Here is a 17,793-nt window from a genome sequence, read left to right as displayed (position 1 = left end):
GGTGCGCTCAGTCCCGCCGCACGGCGCGGAGCGCGTCAATAATCTGCGTCGCGCGATCGTCGCCCGCTTCCATCCAGTTGGTGATGAAGGCAAAACCGGTCTTCGAATCGGGGTCCGCGAAGGCTACCTGCCCGCCGGCGCCGTCGTGGCCGAAGCTTCGGGGGCCGCGGTATCTCCGGGCTGCGGAGTCGAGTTGGAAACCGGCGCCCCAGCGCGGCCACGGACCGGGCGCGTGGTAGACCGGTGCGCCTTGGCTCATCGGCACAAGAGCACGATCGAGCGTCGCGTCATCGAGAAGACGGGCGCCCTCTGTGTCGACGATAGTCGCGGACCAGATGGACGCGAGTGCATGTGCTGTCGCCACGCCTCCAGCCCCGGGAATCTGGGCCGCGCGCACTCGGGGGTCGTTGAAACCGGTGCCGTCCCCTACAAGCTCAACGGGCAGCGCACCCCCGAGAGTCATCGCCCGCAGAGTCCACTCGTCCGGCGCGTCCCGGAGCAGGCGCCCGGCTTGCGCCTGGCTCTCACCCACTTGGATATGCGCGACTCGGCCAGCTTCGGAGGCCGGCAGCCCTATCCATGCATCCCGGGTCCACGGGGCGGTCGCACGGCGGAAGTAGTCGCCGACCGACTCGCGTGCCACACGGCGAATGACTTCCCCGACGAGCCACCCATGCGTGATCGCATGATAGGCGTAGCCGGTGCCAGGTTTCCAGAGCGGGTCCTGCTTTGCCAATTGCCCGGTCACGTACTTCCAGTCGAGGATCTCCTCGGTGGTGAATGAAACCCGGGGAGCCGAAAGGCCAGCCCTGTGGGCGAGGAGCTCGCCCACGGTGACTTTCTCCTTGCCCGCTGTGGCGAACTCGGGCCAGTAGCGGTGGACTGGGGCGTCGTAGCAAAGCCGCCCTTCCTGGACCAGCCTGGCGGCAAGGATCGAGACGAGCCCTTTGGTACAGGAAAACACCACTGTAGCGGTGCCTTGCTCCCACAGAGATCCCGTCCTTTCATCCGCGACTCCGCGCCAGAGGTCCACGACGGTTTCTCCGCCGACGAGGATGGCCAGGGCCGCGCCCATGGTTGGACGGCCGTCGAATGCTCGGGTGAAAGCTTCGGCTACGCGCTCGTAGCCAGGGGCGATAGTTCCTTGTGTCTGCATCACCTAGCAGCCGGCCTCTCGTGACGTTCCGTGGCGAGCACGAAGGCCTCACCGTCCCATTCCAGATCGAGTGGATCGGAAATTCGGCCGCCGAAGCCACCCTCGGCGGAAAGGTTCTCGAAGGCAAGAAGAACCGGACGCCCTGAACGGTTATGCACGATCCGACCACTGTAGAGGTGCTCGTCTGCCAGAAGTCTGGCTTGGTCGAGGTCGAAGGGACCCAGTGGAGACGCGGCGGGGGCGAGCCATATCCCGCCCGGTAGTCCCGCCCGCGACCCGGCGAGATGATTCCCGTCGCACGAAAAAAGCAGCCAGTGGCTCCCAGACAGCTCGACGATTTGGGGAACTTCGAGGTGAGCGAACCCGGCACTTCCTGTCAGCGCCGGGCCCACACTCCAGTTCTCAAGGTCGTCGGAACGCGCATATCCGATAACACCCCGGTTTCGTTCGTCGGGTCCGCTCCTGCCGCGGGCGGTGATGAGCATATGCCAGGATCCCGGCGGGCTCTGAAATACCCAAGGGTCGCGCCAAGCCTCTTCATGCCAGACGCCGTCGTCCACGGTTTCATAGCAGCGCGGATCAGCATTCAGGGCGAAGTCGTCGGACTTGTGCCAGGCATGCAAGTCTGGAGAAACCGCTACGCAAATGGTCTCGATGTTAGTGATCGCGTCCGGACGTAGGAATCTCGAACCCGTATAAAACATCCGCCAGAGCCCATCGTCCCCACCCACAACACTTCCCGTCCAGGTTGCCGAGGCGTCCGGTTCCGACGGTTCTCCGTGGACGAGGACTGTGCCGTGGTCCCGCCAAGTACGCAGATCCGCGGAGGTGGCATGGCCGATGGAAGCGTTGCGGTGCCGAAGGTCAGGGTTGCCGAGCGATTTCGGGGCCTGTAGGTAGTACAGATGGTATGCCTCGCCATCGTCGGCGAGCCAGAAATCCCAAACCCAGTGGTCGTCTTTTGCGAAAGTCATCCGGCCAGCACCTGCTGGTGCGTCGCATCGGAATCATGTCGCCGGATGGCGGTCGAAGGCATAAAGGTCTCCCTTGTCTTTGTGCTCTGAAGAGATTTGTCAGAAGGCGTGCTCTCCAAGGCTAAATCCATTTAGCGTCATGTTCAAGACCTAGATACGAGTGTCAAGCGGCATGTCGGAAGTGTCTTCTTGGATGGGTTCGCGCATGGCAATGACGCCAACAAGTGCGGGCACGACCCTGTGCACGGCTCGCGGTTCACGGCCGCGGGGAGGTTGTCAGAAGGACCGGTGTCAACAGCTTGATGAATATGCAGCGGGGCCTGAGATGTTGAACGCCGGTCACCTGCAAGCGGACAGGAAGATCCTCGGGGTCCGAGAGCGAGTCGCTCCGCCGCTCAGCTTGGGCTGAGGCTTAAGCGTGCCGCCACGGTCGCCTCGAGAGCGTCGGGGTCGGAGGCGAAGAGGGTTCCGGGCGGCAGTGGTTCGGCGTCGACGGCGTCATAGATCGAAGCGAAATTGGTGTTGAACGCCTATGCGGTGGGGCCGCCGACAATCGCTTTGACCTGTTGGGCGATCGAGTCTCCCGGGATGGCGACCACCACGACGTCGGCGCCGGTGGCATCACCGCCGTCCCGGCCGAGCGTAGTCACGTCATGGCCCGCAGCTGTCCAGCGCCGCGCGAGGGCGCCGCCGTCGTGACCCGCGCAATCAGGGTAATCCGCATGGATTCCATCTATTCATTTGGAGCGAGTGCCGACGAACGACACCTCTCGGAGGCATCACCGCCGACTATTCGCTGGGGCCCGCCGGCTCGTGGCCACCGGATTCACTACTCGAATTTCGTTCGGCGTCGCGGCAATCATCGCAGCGACCGACGAATTGATGTGGGCAATCGGGCCGGTCATCGCCCTCCCCGCGGAGCAACGTAACTTTCATTCCGGCATCCTAGTCCCGTGTGCGGGTCGCCGGAAGGCTTCGCAGCCTGTGTCCTTCCGGGGGAACTGCGAGAGACCAACGAGGCGTAGATCGAGAAATCTAACCACAGCCGACTGGCTAATCCTCCTTTTGAAATGCAAATTTAAGAACTCACGTAAGACGAGTTTTGCTCGAAATTCCCTTCCAACAAAGGCAAAAAGACCGTATGAATTCTTGCAAGCTGCGGGTCTCAGGGGGCACCTATATGAATAGGAGCCTCAATTGCGACGTCTACATATTTTTGCCTCAGCTACCGCATGTCTTTCTTTGATTGCGACCATCCTTATTGCCGCACCGGCACATGCAGGTAGTGCCCAAAGGAACAGGCACCCCAGGAACAGGAAGATCAGCGGATACGAGCTGATACCGGCCGTGGAGTCCAGCCTGTCGCCTGGGATCAGGGGTTGTCGCCCGGGCCAAGTGCCCTTCCGCTACATGAAATCGCCAAGAAGTACGACGGCGTGGATGTGATGGACGGGAACGCCCCCGGAACCGCGGCAGTCCAAACGCAACCCCCCTGGGGTGCGGTACGGATTACCGTTCCCGGCAAAAGGTCAGAGACGAGACCTGCCCAGCTTAAGGGCGTCCCGATCGGGCACTTTATTGGCGAAGGCGCACCACTTCTAACAACCGCCCTGTCCGGCGCGACAACGACCACCTACAGCACCCCACACGGCTCGCAAACGCTGATCACGGTCGAATCGGACAAAGCACTGCGCGATTACCGATTCCCATTAGCTCTCGCGGCCGGATCCACCGCAAAGGTGGAAGCTGACGGTTCGGTCCCGTGGCCAGTCCTCGCTCTCACCGGCGCCGAGTTGCAGGTGCTAGCGGGACTCTCGGCCGCGGTGTTCGTCGGTGGAACGTGGGTAGGCTGCACATTCAGCAAGCTAACCGGATGGACCGCAACGGTCGTGAATCTGATGTGTAGGGTGAGCGGTGTTAGCGGAGCCATATCGGCCATCGGTATCATCAGTGGCGCGTTCAGGGGCGCCAGTCTGGTTGCCACAAAGTGCTATGGAATCAACCTTTCTAAACCGTCCGCTTCGCTCCGGGATATGCCAGGTCGAGACTGCGGCTTCTGAGAGAAGGCAATCGTGAAATGGTACTCGTGCGCGCATGCGCCGATGTTTGGAGCATCCTTGGCGCCCCTTTTTATGACCAATTGGGACCTGTGGCTTCAAATTCTCTTGCCATCTCTGGTCCTGGTTTCCTACGTGATCAATGAAGTAGTACTTCACCGGAGGAAGAAGGCCGCGCGTGCGCGCGCAGCCGAGCTGGATCACGCCGACCCTATGGTGCACGCCTACCGCGAGCCGGATTCGTGAACTCTGGTGAGATCTACTAGGACAGGGGTTTCAAATTGACCGCGAACGTAAATGGTACCGAAAGCGGCATCCGGTTTTCCCGACTGTGCCTAATTGTCGGGGTCATTGGGGGCGTCCTGACAGTCCTTCACCCGCTTCTGGGGGCTGCGCTGTCCGTGCTTGCGTTGGTGTGGGCTATTGCCGGTCAGCGCAGCACCGGTCAGCACGCGTACCGCATAGCACTCTTAGTCAGTCTGGCCGCTCTGGTGATGAACATTGCAAACACCACATATTTTTGCGCACGTAAGAAACCGGCTACTCATTATTGGCGTGATAGTTTGCGCGGGCGGGGTTCTGGGTGGATGGACTATGGGACACAGTAACCGGTAGTCCATCCTGTCGAATGGTGTGGCCGGCCAGTCGGTTTGGCCGGCCACAGACTTGGCTGCTCCGAAAGCAAAGTCTCACGCCCGGTATCTCAGGGGGCTGACGTATCGGGCGCACCATCCGGGGGGCGGCTACCCCACTCCGGGGGCGGCTAACCCACAACGAACGCTATCGTCGAAAAGGACCGATAGGTGGCCGTTTGCTCGAATTTGAGTGGTAATCCCTGCGAATTTGAGTGGTGATCGCTGCGAAATTGAGTGGTCAGCCGCGCTACCCCGGAGTAGGCGGGCAGCCAAACCGGTCGCAATAACCGAACCCCTGGAGGCGAGGGCAAATTCACCGGGGCTATCCTCGCGGCATGGGGAACTACAGCACGGGATATTTGGCCAGGGATGAACGGCGCGAGCGCCGGAGAAGGGTTCAGCGGAAGCTGTCCTACGTTGGATTGGCGATTCTGGCTGCCGCCACCATCTTCGTCGTCACGATCGCCCTCCGCCACTGAGGCCGAAGCCTGAGGCGAGCACTCCGGCAGCCGCCGTCGCGAAACGTAACGCGAGCGCGTCGCCGTCGTGATCTGTCCTGAGCCGTAACAACTGGCTGCTGCCGGTGAATCACTCGGTGTGCTCGGATACCCTTCAACCATGGGGGCTATGGGGTGGGTTCGGCGGGTGCTGGTTGTCGAAGATCAGCCGTTCATGCGCGGGCTTGTTGCCGAGGCTTTGAGGGGCGCGGAATTCGACGTGCATGACTGTGCCTCCGCGTCAGAGGCCATATCCATGTTTGCCGCCGTCGATCCCGATGTTCTTGTGACTGACATCGACCTGGGAACCCGGCCCAACGGCGTCGAACTGGCGCACGTGGTGAAGGCGCTCTCACCGGGGTGCGCCATCGTTTTCCTGACGAACTATCCGTCGGAAGCTCCCTTTTCCGAGTTGCCGGCGGGATCAACGTTCGTCAACAAGTCGTCCCTCGACTCCGTGGACGGCCTCATCAGTGCAGTCAACTCGACCCTGGTGGAGCTTCCCGTCACGGTGACTCCCCCTGTGGAGTCTGGCGCAGCGAAGCTCGGCGCGCTGACCCGCGTGCAGTTGGATATCCTGCGCTTGATCGCGGAGGGATGGTCGAACGCTGAAATCGCCAAACAACGGGGAAGCAGCATGCGTTCCGTTGAGAAGGCCGTCTCGCGCACGTTCGAGGCCCTTGGCCTGAACCGGAATCCGGACGTCAATCCGCGGGTTGCCGCGGCCACGCTGTACTCGCGCACGTTTGGGTTGCCGGCCCCTGCCGATAGCGATCAATGAGCCGCCGCTCCCCTGTGCTCTGGGCCCGGGGTATCGGCAGTAACAATGCCTTGAGCTTCTGGTCGTGGCTTCTGACCTTGCCCTTGGCGCTGACAGTCATGAATATGTTCGCCGGGTCGGTCACGCTCGCTGGGACGGGATCGGTCCCGCTGGCTGAGGAAGCTTCCGGCACGGCCGTCGTGTTTCTGGTGCACGTGGTGCTTGGCCTTTTGGGGATACTCCTGCGCCCCTTGATCCCGGCCCGCCCGAGCCTCAAAGGCAGAATTACGACGGCGTTCGGCACCTTCGCGTTCCTGGGCGCCTGCCGCCCGCTCCTGGTGGCTTGGTCCGCACGGGCCCTGAATATCGCGGACCTGAGTGAAGATCTCTGGGCCCGCGTCCTCATCAATATCGGGGCGGCCCTGGTTTTCCTCTCGGCGATCGCGATGCTGACGGACTCCATCCGCGGGCACGCCGTGCTTGAACGCCGGCTCCGCGCTGCCCAGGCTGCGATCGAGGCCCAGCTCGGATTCGATGAGCACCGCTTGCGCTCGATCCGTTCCGACTATGTCACCGAACTCTCCACACGTCTTGACGCGGTCCTCGCTTCCCGGATGAGCGCAACCCTCCACAGATCCGAGGCTTCACGCCTGCTGCGGACCATCTCCGATGACGTCGTCCGCCCGATGAGCCACCAGCTCTTCCACGACCACACCCCTTTGCCACCTGAGACACCCCCTCCGCGGCCGCCTTCCCGCGCGGAACCCACCGAGGGACTCCCGCATTTGATCAGAGCCGCACCGATCGCATTGCCTGTGCTGCTCTTCGAATCGCTCATCGCAGTGCGACTGGTGACGGAATACGGCCTCCTCTTCCTGCTGGTTCAGGGGGTTGTGGGCGGGACCATCCTGCTCGTCGGGAACGCGGCAACCGCCCGGACGGTACGGAGGATCGCCAGTCCCCTGCGGCGAATTTCCGCCATGACCCTTTGCTACGCGGGCACGTCCGCACTTGGCGCGTCGGTGACCTGCCTCCTACAGGAGGCGTTCGGCTATGCCCAGCTCTTCTACTGGTCCGCCCTCTGGTCCTATCCGCTGACTGCGCTCACGGTGGCGCTTCTTCGAGCTGCCGAACGCCAACGACGGCGGCATGAAGTCAGGCTGGCACGCTCGCTCAACGAGCTACTCAAGCTTGCAGACCGCGCGCACCAAAAGCTGCTCCACACCCGCCGGAGGGTCGCCAGGATCCTGCACACCAAGCTGCAAGGAAACCTGGTTTCGAGCGCCCTCGCCCTGGCCGGCTCCAGAGGGAACGACGCGGAAGAGGATCTGGCCCCGCAGGACGTCAGGGACATCCTGGCGAGCGCCGTGGCTGCTGCGCAGAGTGAGATCTTGGAGGACTCGGCCGGGCAGGCGGGGCGCGGGGCAGCGAGTATCCAGGACCTGCTGAGTACCTGGGGGCGCGTGCTGAGGCTCGCGTGCGACATTGAGCCTGAAGTGTGGGCCTTGTGCGACGAGGACCCGGCCCGAGCTGAGGCAGTCATCGAGGTGCTCTCCGAGGGATTCACCAACGCCATCCGCCACGGTGAACGAAACAATGTCCGCGTCACAATGTCGGCCCACGAACCGCCCACGACACGATCGGTGGCCGACTCCGGCGCCATTCACATAAGCATCAGTTCCCCTGGCCGGCTCCGAGGCCCGGTCCGCCCCAGCCTCGGGATGACGACGCTTCAGGCCCTGTCCAAGGAAGTAACACTCAGTGCGGATGGCGAGAAAGTCGTCCTCCGGGTGGTCCTTCAATGAGTCAGCCGATGGGTCTTGGGGTTAGCAGATAGTAGTCTTAGATCCAGTGCAGCGCTGCCGCCCACATCCCCGCATTGGTAAGAGGACGGTATGACTCTTCTCCGCGATCACGAAAGACAGGCCAACCCGCCTGTTCGAAAGAAGCGTTTGTTCTTTCGCTCGTTTGCTGTCATTGCAGCCTTGGCGATCTTCTGGGCCGTTGCCGGCATCTTTCTGTATGTAGCCCCGCCAGCTGACGAACCGAAGCACGCGGATGTGCTGTTCGTGCTCGGGCCCCCGGACCAACGCATGGTCTATGCCGAACAGCTGATGCAGCAGGGGTACGCACCAACCATTGCTGTCTCGAGCCCGGTGGGGAAGGACGGCAGATTCGAAGCGGCAATATGTGGCGATCACCGGTCGTACCGGATTATCTGCTTCAACCCCGATCCGTTCACTACCCAAGGCGAAGCGCGGGCACTAAAAGACCTCTCGGATCAATATGGCTGGAAGAGCGCTGACGTCCTGACCGCCCAGTTCCACGTGACAAGGGCCCGAGTGATCGTAAGCCGCTGCTATTCAGGAAACCTGCATATGGTCGCTGACAGGATGGATGTGCCGGTGGTTTCCTTGACTGACCCAACGTATTCCTGGGCATACCAGTACCTCTACCAGACGGCGGCCTTCGTCAAGGTTGCGATCCACCCGGACTGCTGAGTCAAAAAGTAATTCCTCCAGCCTGTTTATAAAATAACTCGAATAATAGCGCCGAGGCCCATCCACAAGGAGATTCCGCGACCGCCCGGTTCGCGCGGGCGATTACCAGTTGCTCTCCATAAGATTTGCTCAATTTTAGTAAGTCGCCTTAGTAACCAAAACCCCGAACGCCCAGTACTTGATTCTTAAGGAAATTCAAACCTTACAAGCCCAACCCCTTCACGGGGCATCTCCGCAGACACGGATCTTTCGACGTATTCCCACGTCAGACCCTATTTTCAATTTCGCGGACCATCCATGCAGCTGTGCTTCGCATGCTAAGTTTCGACAAATTGTGTGTGGTTCCGCCGCTCCTGCCGCGAGTGTTCAGATTAATCGCCTCGAATGAAATACGTAGCTCAGCCCGCAGAAGCGAGTATGGACGGCTAAAAAGGCGTAATAGCTACTGTGGTTAGGGGAATCCCGCGCGCTTAGCGTTTGGACATGTCGATCTACTTGTAGGAATGCGTACTACCTCGGGGCTTCTTCAAGCTCCTGTCCACCTGCGCAGCTCTTCCTGGTCGATCAACGGTCTCCTATTAACACCATCTGGGATTGTGATCAGTCATGTACAACGAATCTGAGGAACGAGGTGCGCCGCTGGGGGGTGGCGTAAGTGTCAAACGCCGCGGCCTATTCAAGCTTGGAGCTCTCGCGACAGCGGTGACAGGTGTCTTCGCAGCTTCAAGCTTCGAGGCCGAGCGGGCCCAAGCAGCCGAGTTGTCCGGGCTGGCACAGACAGGAATCGGCACCAGTGATCTCGCCGCCAATTACGTCCTGAAATGGCAACCAAACACCGCCTACATTGTTGGTTCCCCTGTCCTCAACCCGTCCGGTGACATGGTCACGGCGAAGAGGAGTTTTACTTCAGGGGCAAGCTATAGCGCGGCCGATTGGAACCTCAGCCCAACGTACGTTCCGGTGGTTGCCACGGGGACAGGCCTTTATCGGGTTGCAGACGCTTCCGGAACTTACCCCACAACCCCTATTTTTGGGGATGCCGGAAGCATGGGATTCGCTGGTTCAGGTTCGCCGTCTGGGATTGCTGGCGGACTGGGATGGTACAAGCGGTTCGGCTTTGCCTCGCCCGGCAGTCCAGTGCTCAAGACAACGCAGGGCCTCTTCGGGAACACGCTCTACTACGGCCCAACCACCGATGACAGCGCAGAAGGCGGTTCGTCTACGACATATCTCAAAGACGACGGCAACATTGGCTGGGCGCAGGCGAAGCCGGTAATTGGCTGGGAAGCCAATGTTCGCGTCGAGGGCGCGGTCCAGGCCGTAGCCGGGGACACCGCCCCTGTCGGCGGTATGGGGACCCGTCTCAACGTCCTCGGCACAGCGCACGTCGCCTCCGGGTATGGCTTCAAGACCTCCACCCAAACCGACCCCGGCGCAACAGGCAGTATTGACAAATACGTAGCCTATTGGCAGCAAGTAGCGTCCGGTGCCGCAACCGCTTTCGGTGTGTATGTCATTGATCCAGCAAATTCCGAAACCCAACTCAGTGTAGGTCGCTCCGCTGGCACTGCATTCAAGGCCAAATATGGAGGCGACAAGGACGGATCGACGTCGCTAGTTCAAGTTGGGCAGCCCACCGCGAGCTATGGCACACTTTCCGGCGCATATACCCTGACAACCACGCCGCAGACACTTACCACTAATCATGGTGCGACCCTTCCAGCTGGCGGCGGCACGTTCATGTTGGACTCATCTAGTCGGACCATCGTCGCCTACACTGCCTTCTCAGGAGCGACCATAAGTGGCGCTGTCATTGCCTCAGGATCATTCGCAACCACTAATGGTCAGCTCATGCTCGACCCAACAACACCGAACACGACGGCGTTGCGCATCAATGCTCAGAAAGGGCAGGCGAAAAACCTTACGGAATGGTTTGACAGCGGGTCAAACCTCCGCGTCCGCGTCAACGCCCAAGGCAACTTGGTCACCCAAGGAACTAGTTTCTTCGCCGCCAACGGATCCGCAGCCACTCTCGCATCAATGAACGGTGCTACCGGAGCTATTACCCCCGGAACAACGGCTGGCCTGGGTTCAGGGATGTACTCGGGAAACGGCGCGCCCAACGTGGTCGGGTCAGTCGCCGGGGACTATTACTTCCGAAAAGACACTCCTAGCACCGCAAACCAACGCATTTATGTTGCGACTGCGGCTAACACGTGGATAGGAATAGCGTGAGGCAAGCGGAAATGTTCGGATCATCGACGTCCTAAACATCCGGATACCTTCGCTGACCCTACAAATCCGCCAGCACCGTCCCAGGGTTCTCGATCGCGTCCGCAACATACCGCAGGAAACCCGCAGCCGTCTCGCCATCACAAACGCGGTGGTCAAATGCCAGCGTCAACTCGGTGACCTTGCGGACTGCAAGCTGGCCGTCCACCACCCAGGGCTTGTCGATAATGCGGCCCACACCGAGCATGGCAACCTCGGGGTAGTTGATGATCGCAGCGGATCCGTCCACTCCGAACACTCCGTAGTTGTTCAGGGTGAAGGTGCCGCTGGCCAACTCCGTCGGAGTTGCCTTGCCGTCGCGTGCGACGGCAGTGAGCCGACGGATTTCGGTATCGAGTTCGCGGGCGTTCAACAGATGGGCGTTACGGACTGAGGGAACCACGAGTCCGCGGTCCGTCTGTGCGGCGAAGCCAAGGTTGATGCCGTCGAATGCGATGATCTCCTGCATCACACCGCCGGCCGTATCCTCGGCCGTGACAAACCGGGTGTTCAGCTCGGGGAATTTTTTTAGTCCGGCTGTGACAAAACGAGCGATGAACGCGAGCAGGCCGGGAGCGCCGTGCGGATCGCGCTTCTTGAGTTCTGCACGCATCTCAAGGAGCGCGGTAGCGTCAACGTCCACCCAGACAGTTGCCTCTGGGATCTCGGAACGGCTGCGGGTCATGTTGGCCGCAACAGCTTTACGTATCCCACGGACCGGAGTGCGCGATGCCACGGTCAAGCCGGTACGGGCGTCCTGGACTCCGGTGGAAGGCTGGACTCCGCTGGAAGACTGCGTAACGGCGGGCACCTCAACGGGAGCGGTCTCGCGCGTGGCCCCTCCGATGGCGGCCTCAATATCGCGGCGCAGGATGAGCCCGCTCTCCCCCGAGCCAGGCACGGCGTCCAACGAGACTCCATGGTCCCGGGCCATCTTGCGCACCAATGGGGAAATCACGGCGGAGAGCTTCCCTGGGATCCGCGTACGGGACAACGAGAGTTCGGCAAAGTCGGGCTCCGAGGTCACAGCAACGGCAGACCCACCAGACATCTTCCGCGGCCGGGTACGGCGGGCTTCGCCGCCTCCGGATGTGCCGTAGCCAATGAGGACGTTCCCGGATCCGGCTTTCTCTTCGGTCCGGTAGGTCTCGGCAGCGACGGCCACCGCGGGCGCCGCAGGGACCTTTTCTTCCGCAGGCTCAGGCTCAGGCTTAACAGCAACCGAAGCACCGACAGGAGCCACCGAGATCAGCGGCTTCCCAACGTCCAGCGTCTGGCCGGCTTCACCGTGCAGCACGGCGACTATGCCTGCGTACGGCGAAGGCACCTCCACCATGGATTTGGCGGTTTCAACCTCAGCGATCGGCTGATCCACGCGGATCTCGTCGCCCACGGCCACAAGCCAGTTGACGAGTTCAGCCTCGGTGAGGCCCTCGCCCAGGTCCGGCAGCAGGAACACCTGCATTTCTGTGCTCATGGTCAGTTCTCCCATTGAAGGTCGTCAACGGCGTCGAGGATGCGGTCGACGCTCGGCAAGTAGTAGTGCTCCAGCTTCGGAGCCGGGTACGGGACATCGAAGCCGGTCACGCGGCGGATGGGCGCGGCCAGATAATGGAAGCAGCGCTCCTGCACCCGGGCCACGATTTCGGAGGATACGGAAGCGAATCCGTGAGCCTCGGCGATGACAACAGCTCGGCCGGTCTTGCGCACCGATGCGCAGACTGTTTCGTCGTCGAAGGGCACGATGGAGCGGACATCAATCACTTCAAGGCTGCGGCCCTCTTCAGCCGCCGCAGCCGCGGCGGCAAGTGCGGTCGGGACCGAGGGGCCGTAGGCAATGAGCGTTGCATCAGTGCCGGGGCGCGCGACGGCGGCGCGGCCCTCGCTGCTGGATCCTGTCGCAGCATTCGCGGCGTGTTCGGCGCGCAGGGCGCCCAAATCTACCTGGTCTTTGGACCAGTAGAGCTTCTTGGGTTCCATGAACATGACGGGATCGTCGGAATCGATGGCTTCGCGAAGCATGCGGTAGCCGTCCGCTACCGTCGCCGGCGTGTAGACCTTTAGGCCGGCGGTGTGGGCGTAGTAGGACTCGGACGAGTCGCAGTGGTGCTCTACGCCGCCGATCCCGCCGGCATACGGGACGCGGATGACCATGGGCAGCGTGACGGCGCCCTTGGTTCGGTTGTGCATCTTGGCGACGTGGCTGACTATCTGTTCGAAGGCCGGGTATGCGAAGGCGTCGAACTGCATCTCAATTACGGGCCGCATTCCGTTCATGGCCATACCTACTGCCATGCCCACGATGCCGGACTCGGCCAACGGGGTATCGAAGCACCGCTGCTCTCCGAATTTGGCCATGAGGCCATCGGTGATCCGGAAGACGCCACCGAGGCGACCAACGTCTTCACCGAATACCAGGACGGACGAGTCGGCCTCCATGGCGTCCGCCATCGCGGTGTTGAGGGCCTTGGCCATGGTGATGGTCTGCGGGCCGGAGGCTTCGGCGACTGCGGCTGCGCTGGCTGCCGCACTGGCGGTGGCAGAGCTGACATCACCGATTGCGGCGTGCTCGGTGGCCTCAGAGGATGTGGTGACGGCGGGGCTCATTTGCCTGCCTCCTTCTGGCTGGATGCCTCACGGGCGAGTTCGTCGGCGAGCAAGGCGGACTGCTCCTTCAGTTGCGGAGTGGGTGTGGAGAAGACGTAGCGGAAGAGGTTCTGCGGGTCGACCGGGACGTCCTCCCCCAAGCCTTCGCGAAGCTGCGACGCAACGGCTTCAGCCTTTGCCGCGATTCGTGTCGAGCCGTCGTCGTCGAGGAGTCCTCGGCCGGTGAGATAAGACGTCATGCGGCTGATGGGGTCCTTGGCAGTCCACTCGGCCACTTCGCTGTCCTGCCGGTAGCGGGTGGCGTCGTCGGCGTTGGTGTGGGCCTGCATGCGGTAGGTGTGGGCCTCGATCAGGAGCGGGCCGGAGCCTTCACGGGCCAGTTTCACCGCCCGGTCCAGAACGGCAAGTAGCGCGACCAGATCATTGCCGTCAACGCGCTCACCGGCCATGCCGTAACCGACGGCCTTGTGCGCCAGCGACGGTGCCACGGACTGTTGGCTCAGAGGCACAGAGATCGCGTACTTGTTGTTCTGTACGAAGAAGATGACAGGCAGGTGGAAGACCGCGGCGAAGTTGAGAGCTTCATGGAAGTCCCCTTCGCTCGTGGCACCGTCGCCGCACATTGCCAACACCACGGTGTCTTCGCCGCGAAGTTTGGCGGCATGGGCAACTCCGACGGCGTGGAGCAGCTGGGTGGTCAGCGGCGTGCACTGAATGCCGACCTTGTGCTTGGTGGGGTCGTAGCCGCCGTGCCAGTCGCCTCGGAAGATCGTCATGGTCTCCACCGGGTCCACTCCGCGGGACATGACCGCCACAGCGTCGCGGTAGGTGGGGAACAGCCAGTCGCCTTCGCGGAGGCACAGAGCAGCCGCTACCTGGCAAGCCTCCTGGCCGTGGCTGGACGGGTAAACGGCCATGCGGCCCTGACGGACGAGGGCGGAGTTCTGATCATTGACCCGTCGCCCGACAACCAGTTGCTCGTAAGCCGCCATGAGTTCGGCATCGCCGGGGATGGGATATTCGTGACCGGGTTCGGTACCCTGTTCAGCTTCAGGCTTGAGCACGCCAGAAGGATCGACCATCTGGATCTGATGGCGGGCAGGCAGCATATAGTCTTCCACGCTGATTCCGAACTTGCGCCGCACTTCAGAAGCTTGATCGTTTGCTTCGGTTTCGTCCGGCCGAGCGTCAGCAAGACCCTGGGCCTCATGGTCCGCGGAGATCGTCATTGGTCCGTCCTTCTGTATCCACTATTTGTCACCAGTATGTTCCCTAGCGAAGTTTCGTATCCAGCTCTGGCCAGAATCGTGGAAAAGCTTGCCAGAAACCTATAGTCTGGAAGACAAATCGCAAATGTGAGCTGGCTAACGGGCCCACACTGTGGACGAATTGGAGATGCGATGGCCGAGGTCGAAACCGACCAAGCAGAAGTTCCTCTTGACCAAGTGGATAGGGACATCATTGCCGAGCTGACACGGGACGGCCGGATGTCCGTGACCCACGTAGCTGAAAACGTCCACATCAGTCGAGCGCATGCATACTCGAGAATTTCCCGGCTGACGGGCGAAGGCGTGCTCACTAAGTTCACCGCACTTGTGGACCCCATCAAGGCCGGCTTGAAGTCATCGGCCTACGTCACGCTCAAGGTGCAGCAGCACTCGTGGCGCGAGCTCCGTGAAGAGCTTCGGCTCATTCCGGAGGTGCAGCACATCGCGCTTGTCGGCGGCGATTTCGACGTCATCCTGCTGGTCCGCGCCACTGACAACATTCACCTTCGCAGGGTCATTTTCGACCAGTTGCAGTCGATGCCGGGCGTGCAGGATACGCAGACGTTCCTGGTGTTCGAGGATCTGGATACGCGGTAGGACCACGGCTTGAGGCATATTCAGGGAACGCTACGTGCGAACTCCAAGGCCGTTCAACCTACGTCGTTGGACAGACACACGTTGTCGCGGGAGCGCAACAAGCAGGACGAGTCAGCTTAGTCTTTCCCCGCATACGAAGGGCGATGATCAACATGCCAGCTCCTCCGACAATTCCAAGAGCACCAAGCATCGTTGACAGGCCTTCGACGTAGTCTTCAATGGACATCGAGCGCTACCGAGACAGCGCCAGGTAGACCACTCCGGCCGTTACCAGCAACAAGACAATCAAACCGCCGAACTTGAACCGTTTCCGGGTGGCCTTTCGATATGGATTGATGTCCACGTACGGCAAAGCGTCCTCCACTTTTGATGTTCCTGAATGTCCCGTGAATAAGTATCGGCGATGAACCGCTCGACGTAAGGGATTCGGAACATGTTGTCCCTAAGAAGGACTCGCCGAACCCATCAGGAGCTGGGCTGAACAGAGGATTTCTCCCCTTGGGCTCTTCGACTCCGATAGCAGGCTCATGAATCACCACGGTGAACGGTCAAATGAAACTTGCCGAAAACTCAAGCGCCCCCGAAGTCTTTGCCACCTTCTGGTGCGAAGATCTCTCCTTAGAACAAATAGACCGATCGTGCCAGCGACTGGAGTCGTGCCCAGTCTGCTCGTCTCCTACTTGTCCAGCCGGGCGCGCGGGAACGAACGGGCCTGCCTAATGTCATCTGGTTTCATGACATAGTCAAGAGCATCCAAGGCCCCAGCATCGTTTGAACCCTGTATCCCGGAGCTGGTCGACGGACCGGCTTTCGAGTCACTTGAAGCGCTTGCGTACTCCCCGCCGTAATAGCTGTATGCGTAGGAATCTGGGCCCTTAATAGGAACCCGATTAAGGACCACACCGAGAAGCTTCGCGTCAACCATCTTGAGCGCGTCCAGGGACTTCCGCAAATCGTGATGCTTGATCTTCTGAGAACCGATTACGATCACAACACCTCCAACGTGCTGGGACAATACGGCTGCGTCTGTGACCGGAAGGAGCGGAGGAGCGTCAACGATCACTGTGTCGAATGCATGTTCCAATCTCGTAATGAGATGTTTCATCTCTTCGGAGCCCAAGAGTTCACTCGGATTCGGCGGAATCTGGCCCGAAGTAAGCACAAATAGATCATCTTCACCCCAAGGTTGGATTAGATCATTTACGTCGGCAGCTCCCACCAGAGCAGTTGTTAGACCTGCATTTCTATCTAGGCCCAAATAATCATGAACCATGGGGCGCCGAAGATCTGCATCTATGAGACACACCGTTTGCCCCGCCTGGGACAGAGCAATTGCCAGGTTAGTCGCCGTCGTACTCTTTCCTTCTCCCGGAAGGGACGACGTGATCAACACGGTCTTCGCTTGCCCGGCTACATTGGCAAACTGAAGGTTTGTACGCAGCTGACGGTATGACTCGGCCCTTGGGCTCTGCGGGCCAGATTGAGTCAGGAGCGGCTTTCGAACTGCGTCAGCATGGAACGCGATCCCGCCGAGAACTGGAGCGTCAGTAATTTTGCGAAGGTCGGCTTCTCCTCGAATTCGAAAATCCAGGTTCGTCCTGAGAACCGCAGCGCCGATACCCAGAACTAGTCCCAGAGCAAGGCCTAGCAAGAGATTCAACTTCGTATTGGGCGCTGAGGGTTCCGAAGGGGCTTCGGCGGGCGTGATGATTGAAAGGCTGACTGGCGATGTACCGCCAGTTTTCGGTTTCTCAAGCAGGTCGATCGCCTTGATGAGACTGTTGGCGACAGATTGCGCGGTTGCGGCCGCCTGCACCGGCGATGTGTCCGAAACCGAAATGTTGATGAGGACTGTGTTGACATCCGTACTCGCTTTTACGTGTTTAGCGAGTTGATCAGCGGTGACCTTCAAACCCAACGCGTCGATCGCGGGCTGCAGCACTACCGGAGTGGTCACTGTCTTGACGTATGACTGCACCCGAGCCTGAGTGAAGGTGTTCCCCTGCTGCAGTTCTTGCACCGTACCGGAACTCTGAATGGCCACAAAAAGTTGAGTCTCTGCGGTGTAGGTGGGCTGAATTAATACGGATGTAACGCCTCCCCCTAAGAGGCCTGCGAGCGTGAAGGCTACAAGCAATATCCAGTTTCGACGCCCAATGCGCAGATAGTCTCTTAGGTCCAAACCAGATCCCCCTGTATCGATGAATGGAGCCCTGCCGGATGGCATGCCACCATAACTGCTCAATTCTTGCGGTTACGGCAATTGTAGCTGTTTGGAAGTGTTGCGGATTACGGTCCAAGCTCGCCAGAAGACCTTCACGAGCTCGTCGCCGACCATGAAGAGGAGCCCTAAACACTGTCGACGACCAGAACTCGCCAACGACGACAGATGGAAGGCGACGGTTGGAGATGAGACTCCGGAAACTTGTCAACGCGTTGTTCACGTGTTCCCCTATCTGAGCGTTGCAGA

The 17,793-nt window shown here is 60.6% G+C and carries 14 protein-coding genes; 7 read left to right on the top strand and 7 right to left on the bottom strand.

What is annotated here, in order from left to right:
• Positions 1–7 precede the first annotated feature (7 nt).
• Both AC3WJU_RS09770 and AC3WJU_RS09765 read right to left on the bottom strand, forming a co-directional pair.
• On the bottom strand, positions 8–1,156 hold the full coding sequence (locus AC3WJU_RS09770) for a serine hydrolase domain-containing protein (protein WP_492259768.1): 1,149 nt from the start codon (positions 1,154–1,156) through the stop codon (positions 8–10).
• Positions 1,156–2,130, bottom strand: a complete 975-nt coding sequence (locus tag AC3WJU_RS09765; protein WP_492259742.1) for a glycosyl hydrolase family 32 — start codon at positions 2,128–2,130, stop codon at positions 1,156–1,158. The genes AC3WJU_RS09770 and AC3WJU_RS09765 overlap by 1 nt, the downstream gene beginning before the upstream one ends.
• Before the next feature lie 2,132 nt (positions 2,131–4,262).
• Between AC3WJU_RS09765 and AC3WJU_RS09760 the strand changes: the two genes are divergently transcribed.
• The 6 genes from AC3WJU_RS09760 to AC3WJU_RS09735 all read left to right on the top strand — a co-directional run bounded on the left by AC3WJU_RS09760 (position 4,263) and on the right by AC3WJU_RS09735 (position 10,815).
• Positions 4,263–4,433, top strand: coding sequence for a hypothetical protein (locus AC3WJU_RS09760; RefSeq protein WP_307053644.1), 171 nt, complete (start codon positions 4,263–4,265; stop codon positions 4,431–4,433).
• Between the two features lie 724 nt (positions 4,434–5,157).
• Positions 5,158–5,301 carry a hypothetical protein gene (locus AC3WJU_RS09755; protein ID WP_332602715.1) on the top strand — a complete coding sequence of 48 codons (144 nt, stop codon included), beginning with the start codon at positions 5,158–5,160 and terminating at the stop codon, positions 5,299–5,301.
• 139 nt (positions 5,302–5,440) lie between these two features.
• A complete protein-coding gene (locus AC3WJU_RS09750; protein WP_306959095.1) occupies positions 5,441–6,100 on the top strand; it encodes a response regulator transcription factor in 660 nt (219 codons plus the stop codon).
• Positions 6,097–7,884, top strand: a complete 1,788-nt coding sequence (locus tag AC3WJU_RS09745) for a hypothetical protein (RefSeq protein WP_492259741.1) — start codon at positions 6,097–6,099, stop codon at positions 7,882–7,884. The genes AC3WJU_RS09750 and AC3WJU_RS09745 overlap by 4 nt, the downstream gene beginning before the upstream one ends.
• 90 nt (positions 7,885–7,974) lie before the next feature.
• A complete protein-coding gene (locus tag AC3WJU_RS09740; protein ID WP_492259740.1) occupies positions 7,975–8,580 on the top strand; it encodes a YdcF family protein in 606 nt (201 codons plus the stop codon).
• 759 nt (positions 8,581–9,339) lie between these two features.
• Positions 9,340–10,815: a hypothetical protein gene (locus AC3WJU_RS09735; protein ID WP_284989991.1), complete on the top strand. Its 1,476-nt coding sequence runs from the start codon at positions 9,340–9,342 to the stop codon at positions 10,813–10,815.
• A gap of 58 nt (positions 10,816–10,873) precedes the next feature.
• On the opposite strand, the gene AC3WJU_RS09730 is transcribed toward AC3WJU_RS09735, so the two are convergent.
• Genes AC3WJU_RS09730 through pdhA form a run of 3 tightly spaced genes read right to left on the bottom strand, consistent with a single transcriptional unit; the run spans position 10,874 to position 14,687 of the window.
• Positions 10,874–12,328 (bottom strand): dihydrolipoamide acetyltransferase family protein, encoded by a 1,455-nt coding sequence (locus AC3WJU_RS09730; protein ID WP_284989992.1) that lies wholly within the window; start codon positions 12,326–12,328, stop codon positions 10,874–10,876.
• 2 nt (positions 12,329–12,330) lie between these two features.
• Positions 12,331–13,458 carry an alpha-ketoacid dehydrogenase subunit beta gene (locus AC3WJU_RS09725; RefSeq protein WP_284989993.1) on the bottom strand — a complete coding sequence of 376 codons (1,128 nt, stop codon included), beginning with the start codon at positions 13,456–13,458 and terminating at the stop codon, positions 12,331–12,333.
• Positions 13,455–14,687 (bottom strand): pyruvate dehydrogenase (acetyl-transferring) E1 component subunit alpha, encoded by a 1,233-nt coding sequence (gene pdhA / locus AC3WJU_RS09720; protein ID WP_492259739.1) that lies wholly within the window; start codon positions 14,685–14,687, stop codon positions 13,455–13,457. The genes AC3WJU_RS09725 and pdhA overlap by 4 nt, the downstream gene beginning before the upstream one ends.
• Before the next feature lie 171 nt (positions 14,688–14,858).
• On the opposite strand from pdhA, the gene AC3WJU_RS09715 reads away from it, so the two are divergent.
• On the top strand, positions 14,859–15,323 hold the full coding sequence (locus tag AC3WJU_RS09715) for an Lrp/AsnC family transcriptional regulator (RefSeq protein WP_492259738.1): 465 nt from the start codon (positions 14,859–14,861) through the stop codon (positions 15,321–15,323).
• Between the two features lie 232 nt (positions 15,324–15,555).
• On the opposite strand, the gene AC3WJU_RS09710 is transcribed toward AC3WJU_RS09715, so the two are convergent.
• Positions 15,556–15,687, bottom strand: coding sequence for a hypothetical protein (locus AC3WJU_RS09710; protein WP_492259737.1), 132 nt, complete (start codon positions 15,685–15,687; stop codon positions 15,556–15,558).
• A 312-nt stretch (positions 15,688–15,999) separates the two neighbouring features.
• Complete coding sequence (locus AC3WJU_RS09705; protein WP_442319981.1) at positions 16,000–17,550, bottom strand: tyrosine-protein kinase domain-containing protein; 1,551 nt, start codon at positions 17,548–17,550, stop codon at positions 16,000–16,002.
• Positions 17,551–17,793 lie beyond the last annotated feature (243 nt).

It is taken from the genome of Arthrobacter sp. FW306-1B-F12A (genome assembly GCF_058781865.1).
Note: the sequence above shows the minus strand (reverse complement) of the source record. Positions and strands in the feature narration are given on the sequence as shown.

Excerpts from the sequence above, each read along its gene's own strand:
- AC3WJU_RS09770 (WP_492259768.1), bottom strand. The coding sequence starts at position 1,156 with ATGCAGACACAAGGAACTATCGCCCCTGGCTACGAGCGCGTAGCCGAA.
- AC3WJU_RS09765 (WP_492259742.1), bottom strand. The coding sequence starts at position 2,130 with ATGACTTTCGCAAAAGACGACCACTGGGTTTGGGATTTCTGGCTCGCC.
- AC3WJU_RS09760 (WP_307053644.1), top strand. The coding sequence starts at position 4,263 with ATGACCAATTGGGACCTGTGGCTTCAAATTCTCTTGCCATCTCTGGTC.
- AC3WJU_RS09755 (WP_332602715.1), top strand. The coding sequence starts at position 5,158 with ATGGGGAACTACAGCACGGGATATTTGGCCAGGGATGAACGGCGCGAG.
- AC3WJU_RS09750 (WP_306959095.1), top strand. The coding sequence starts at position 5,441 with ATGGGGGCTATGGGGTGGGTTCGGCGGGTGCTGGTTGTCGAAGATCAG.
- AC3WJU_RS09745 (WP_492259741.1), top strand. The coding sequence starts at position 6,097 with ATGAGCCGCCGCTCCCCTGTGCTCTGGGCCCGGGGTATCGGCAGTAAC.
- AC3WJU_RS09740 (WP_492259740.1), top strand. The coding sequence starts at position 7,975 with ATGACTCTTCTCCGCGATCACGAAAGACAGGCCAACCCGCCTGTTCGA.
- AC3WJU_RS09730 (WP_284989992.1), bottom strand. The coding sequence starts at position 12,328 with ATGAGCACAGAAATGCAGGTGTTCCTGCTGCCGGACCTGGGCGAGGGC.
- AC3WJU_RS09725 (WP_284989993.1), bottom strand. The coding sequence starts at position 13,458 with ATGAGCCCCGCCGTCACCACATCCTCTGAGGCCACCGAGCACGCCGCA.
- pdhA (WP_492259739.1), bottom strand. The coding sequence starts at position 14,687 with ATGACGATCTCCGCGGACCATGAGGCCCAGGGTCTTGCTGACGCTCGG.
- AC3WJU_RS09715 (WP_492259738.1), top strand. The coding sequence starts at position 14,859 with ATGGCCGAGGTCGAAACCGACCAAGCAGAAGTTCCTCTTGACCAAGTG.
- AC3WJU_RS09705 (WP_442319981.1), bottom strand. The coding sequence starts at position 17,550 with ATGCCATCCGGCAGGGCTCCATTCATCGATACAGGGGGATCTGGTTTG.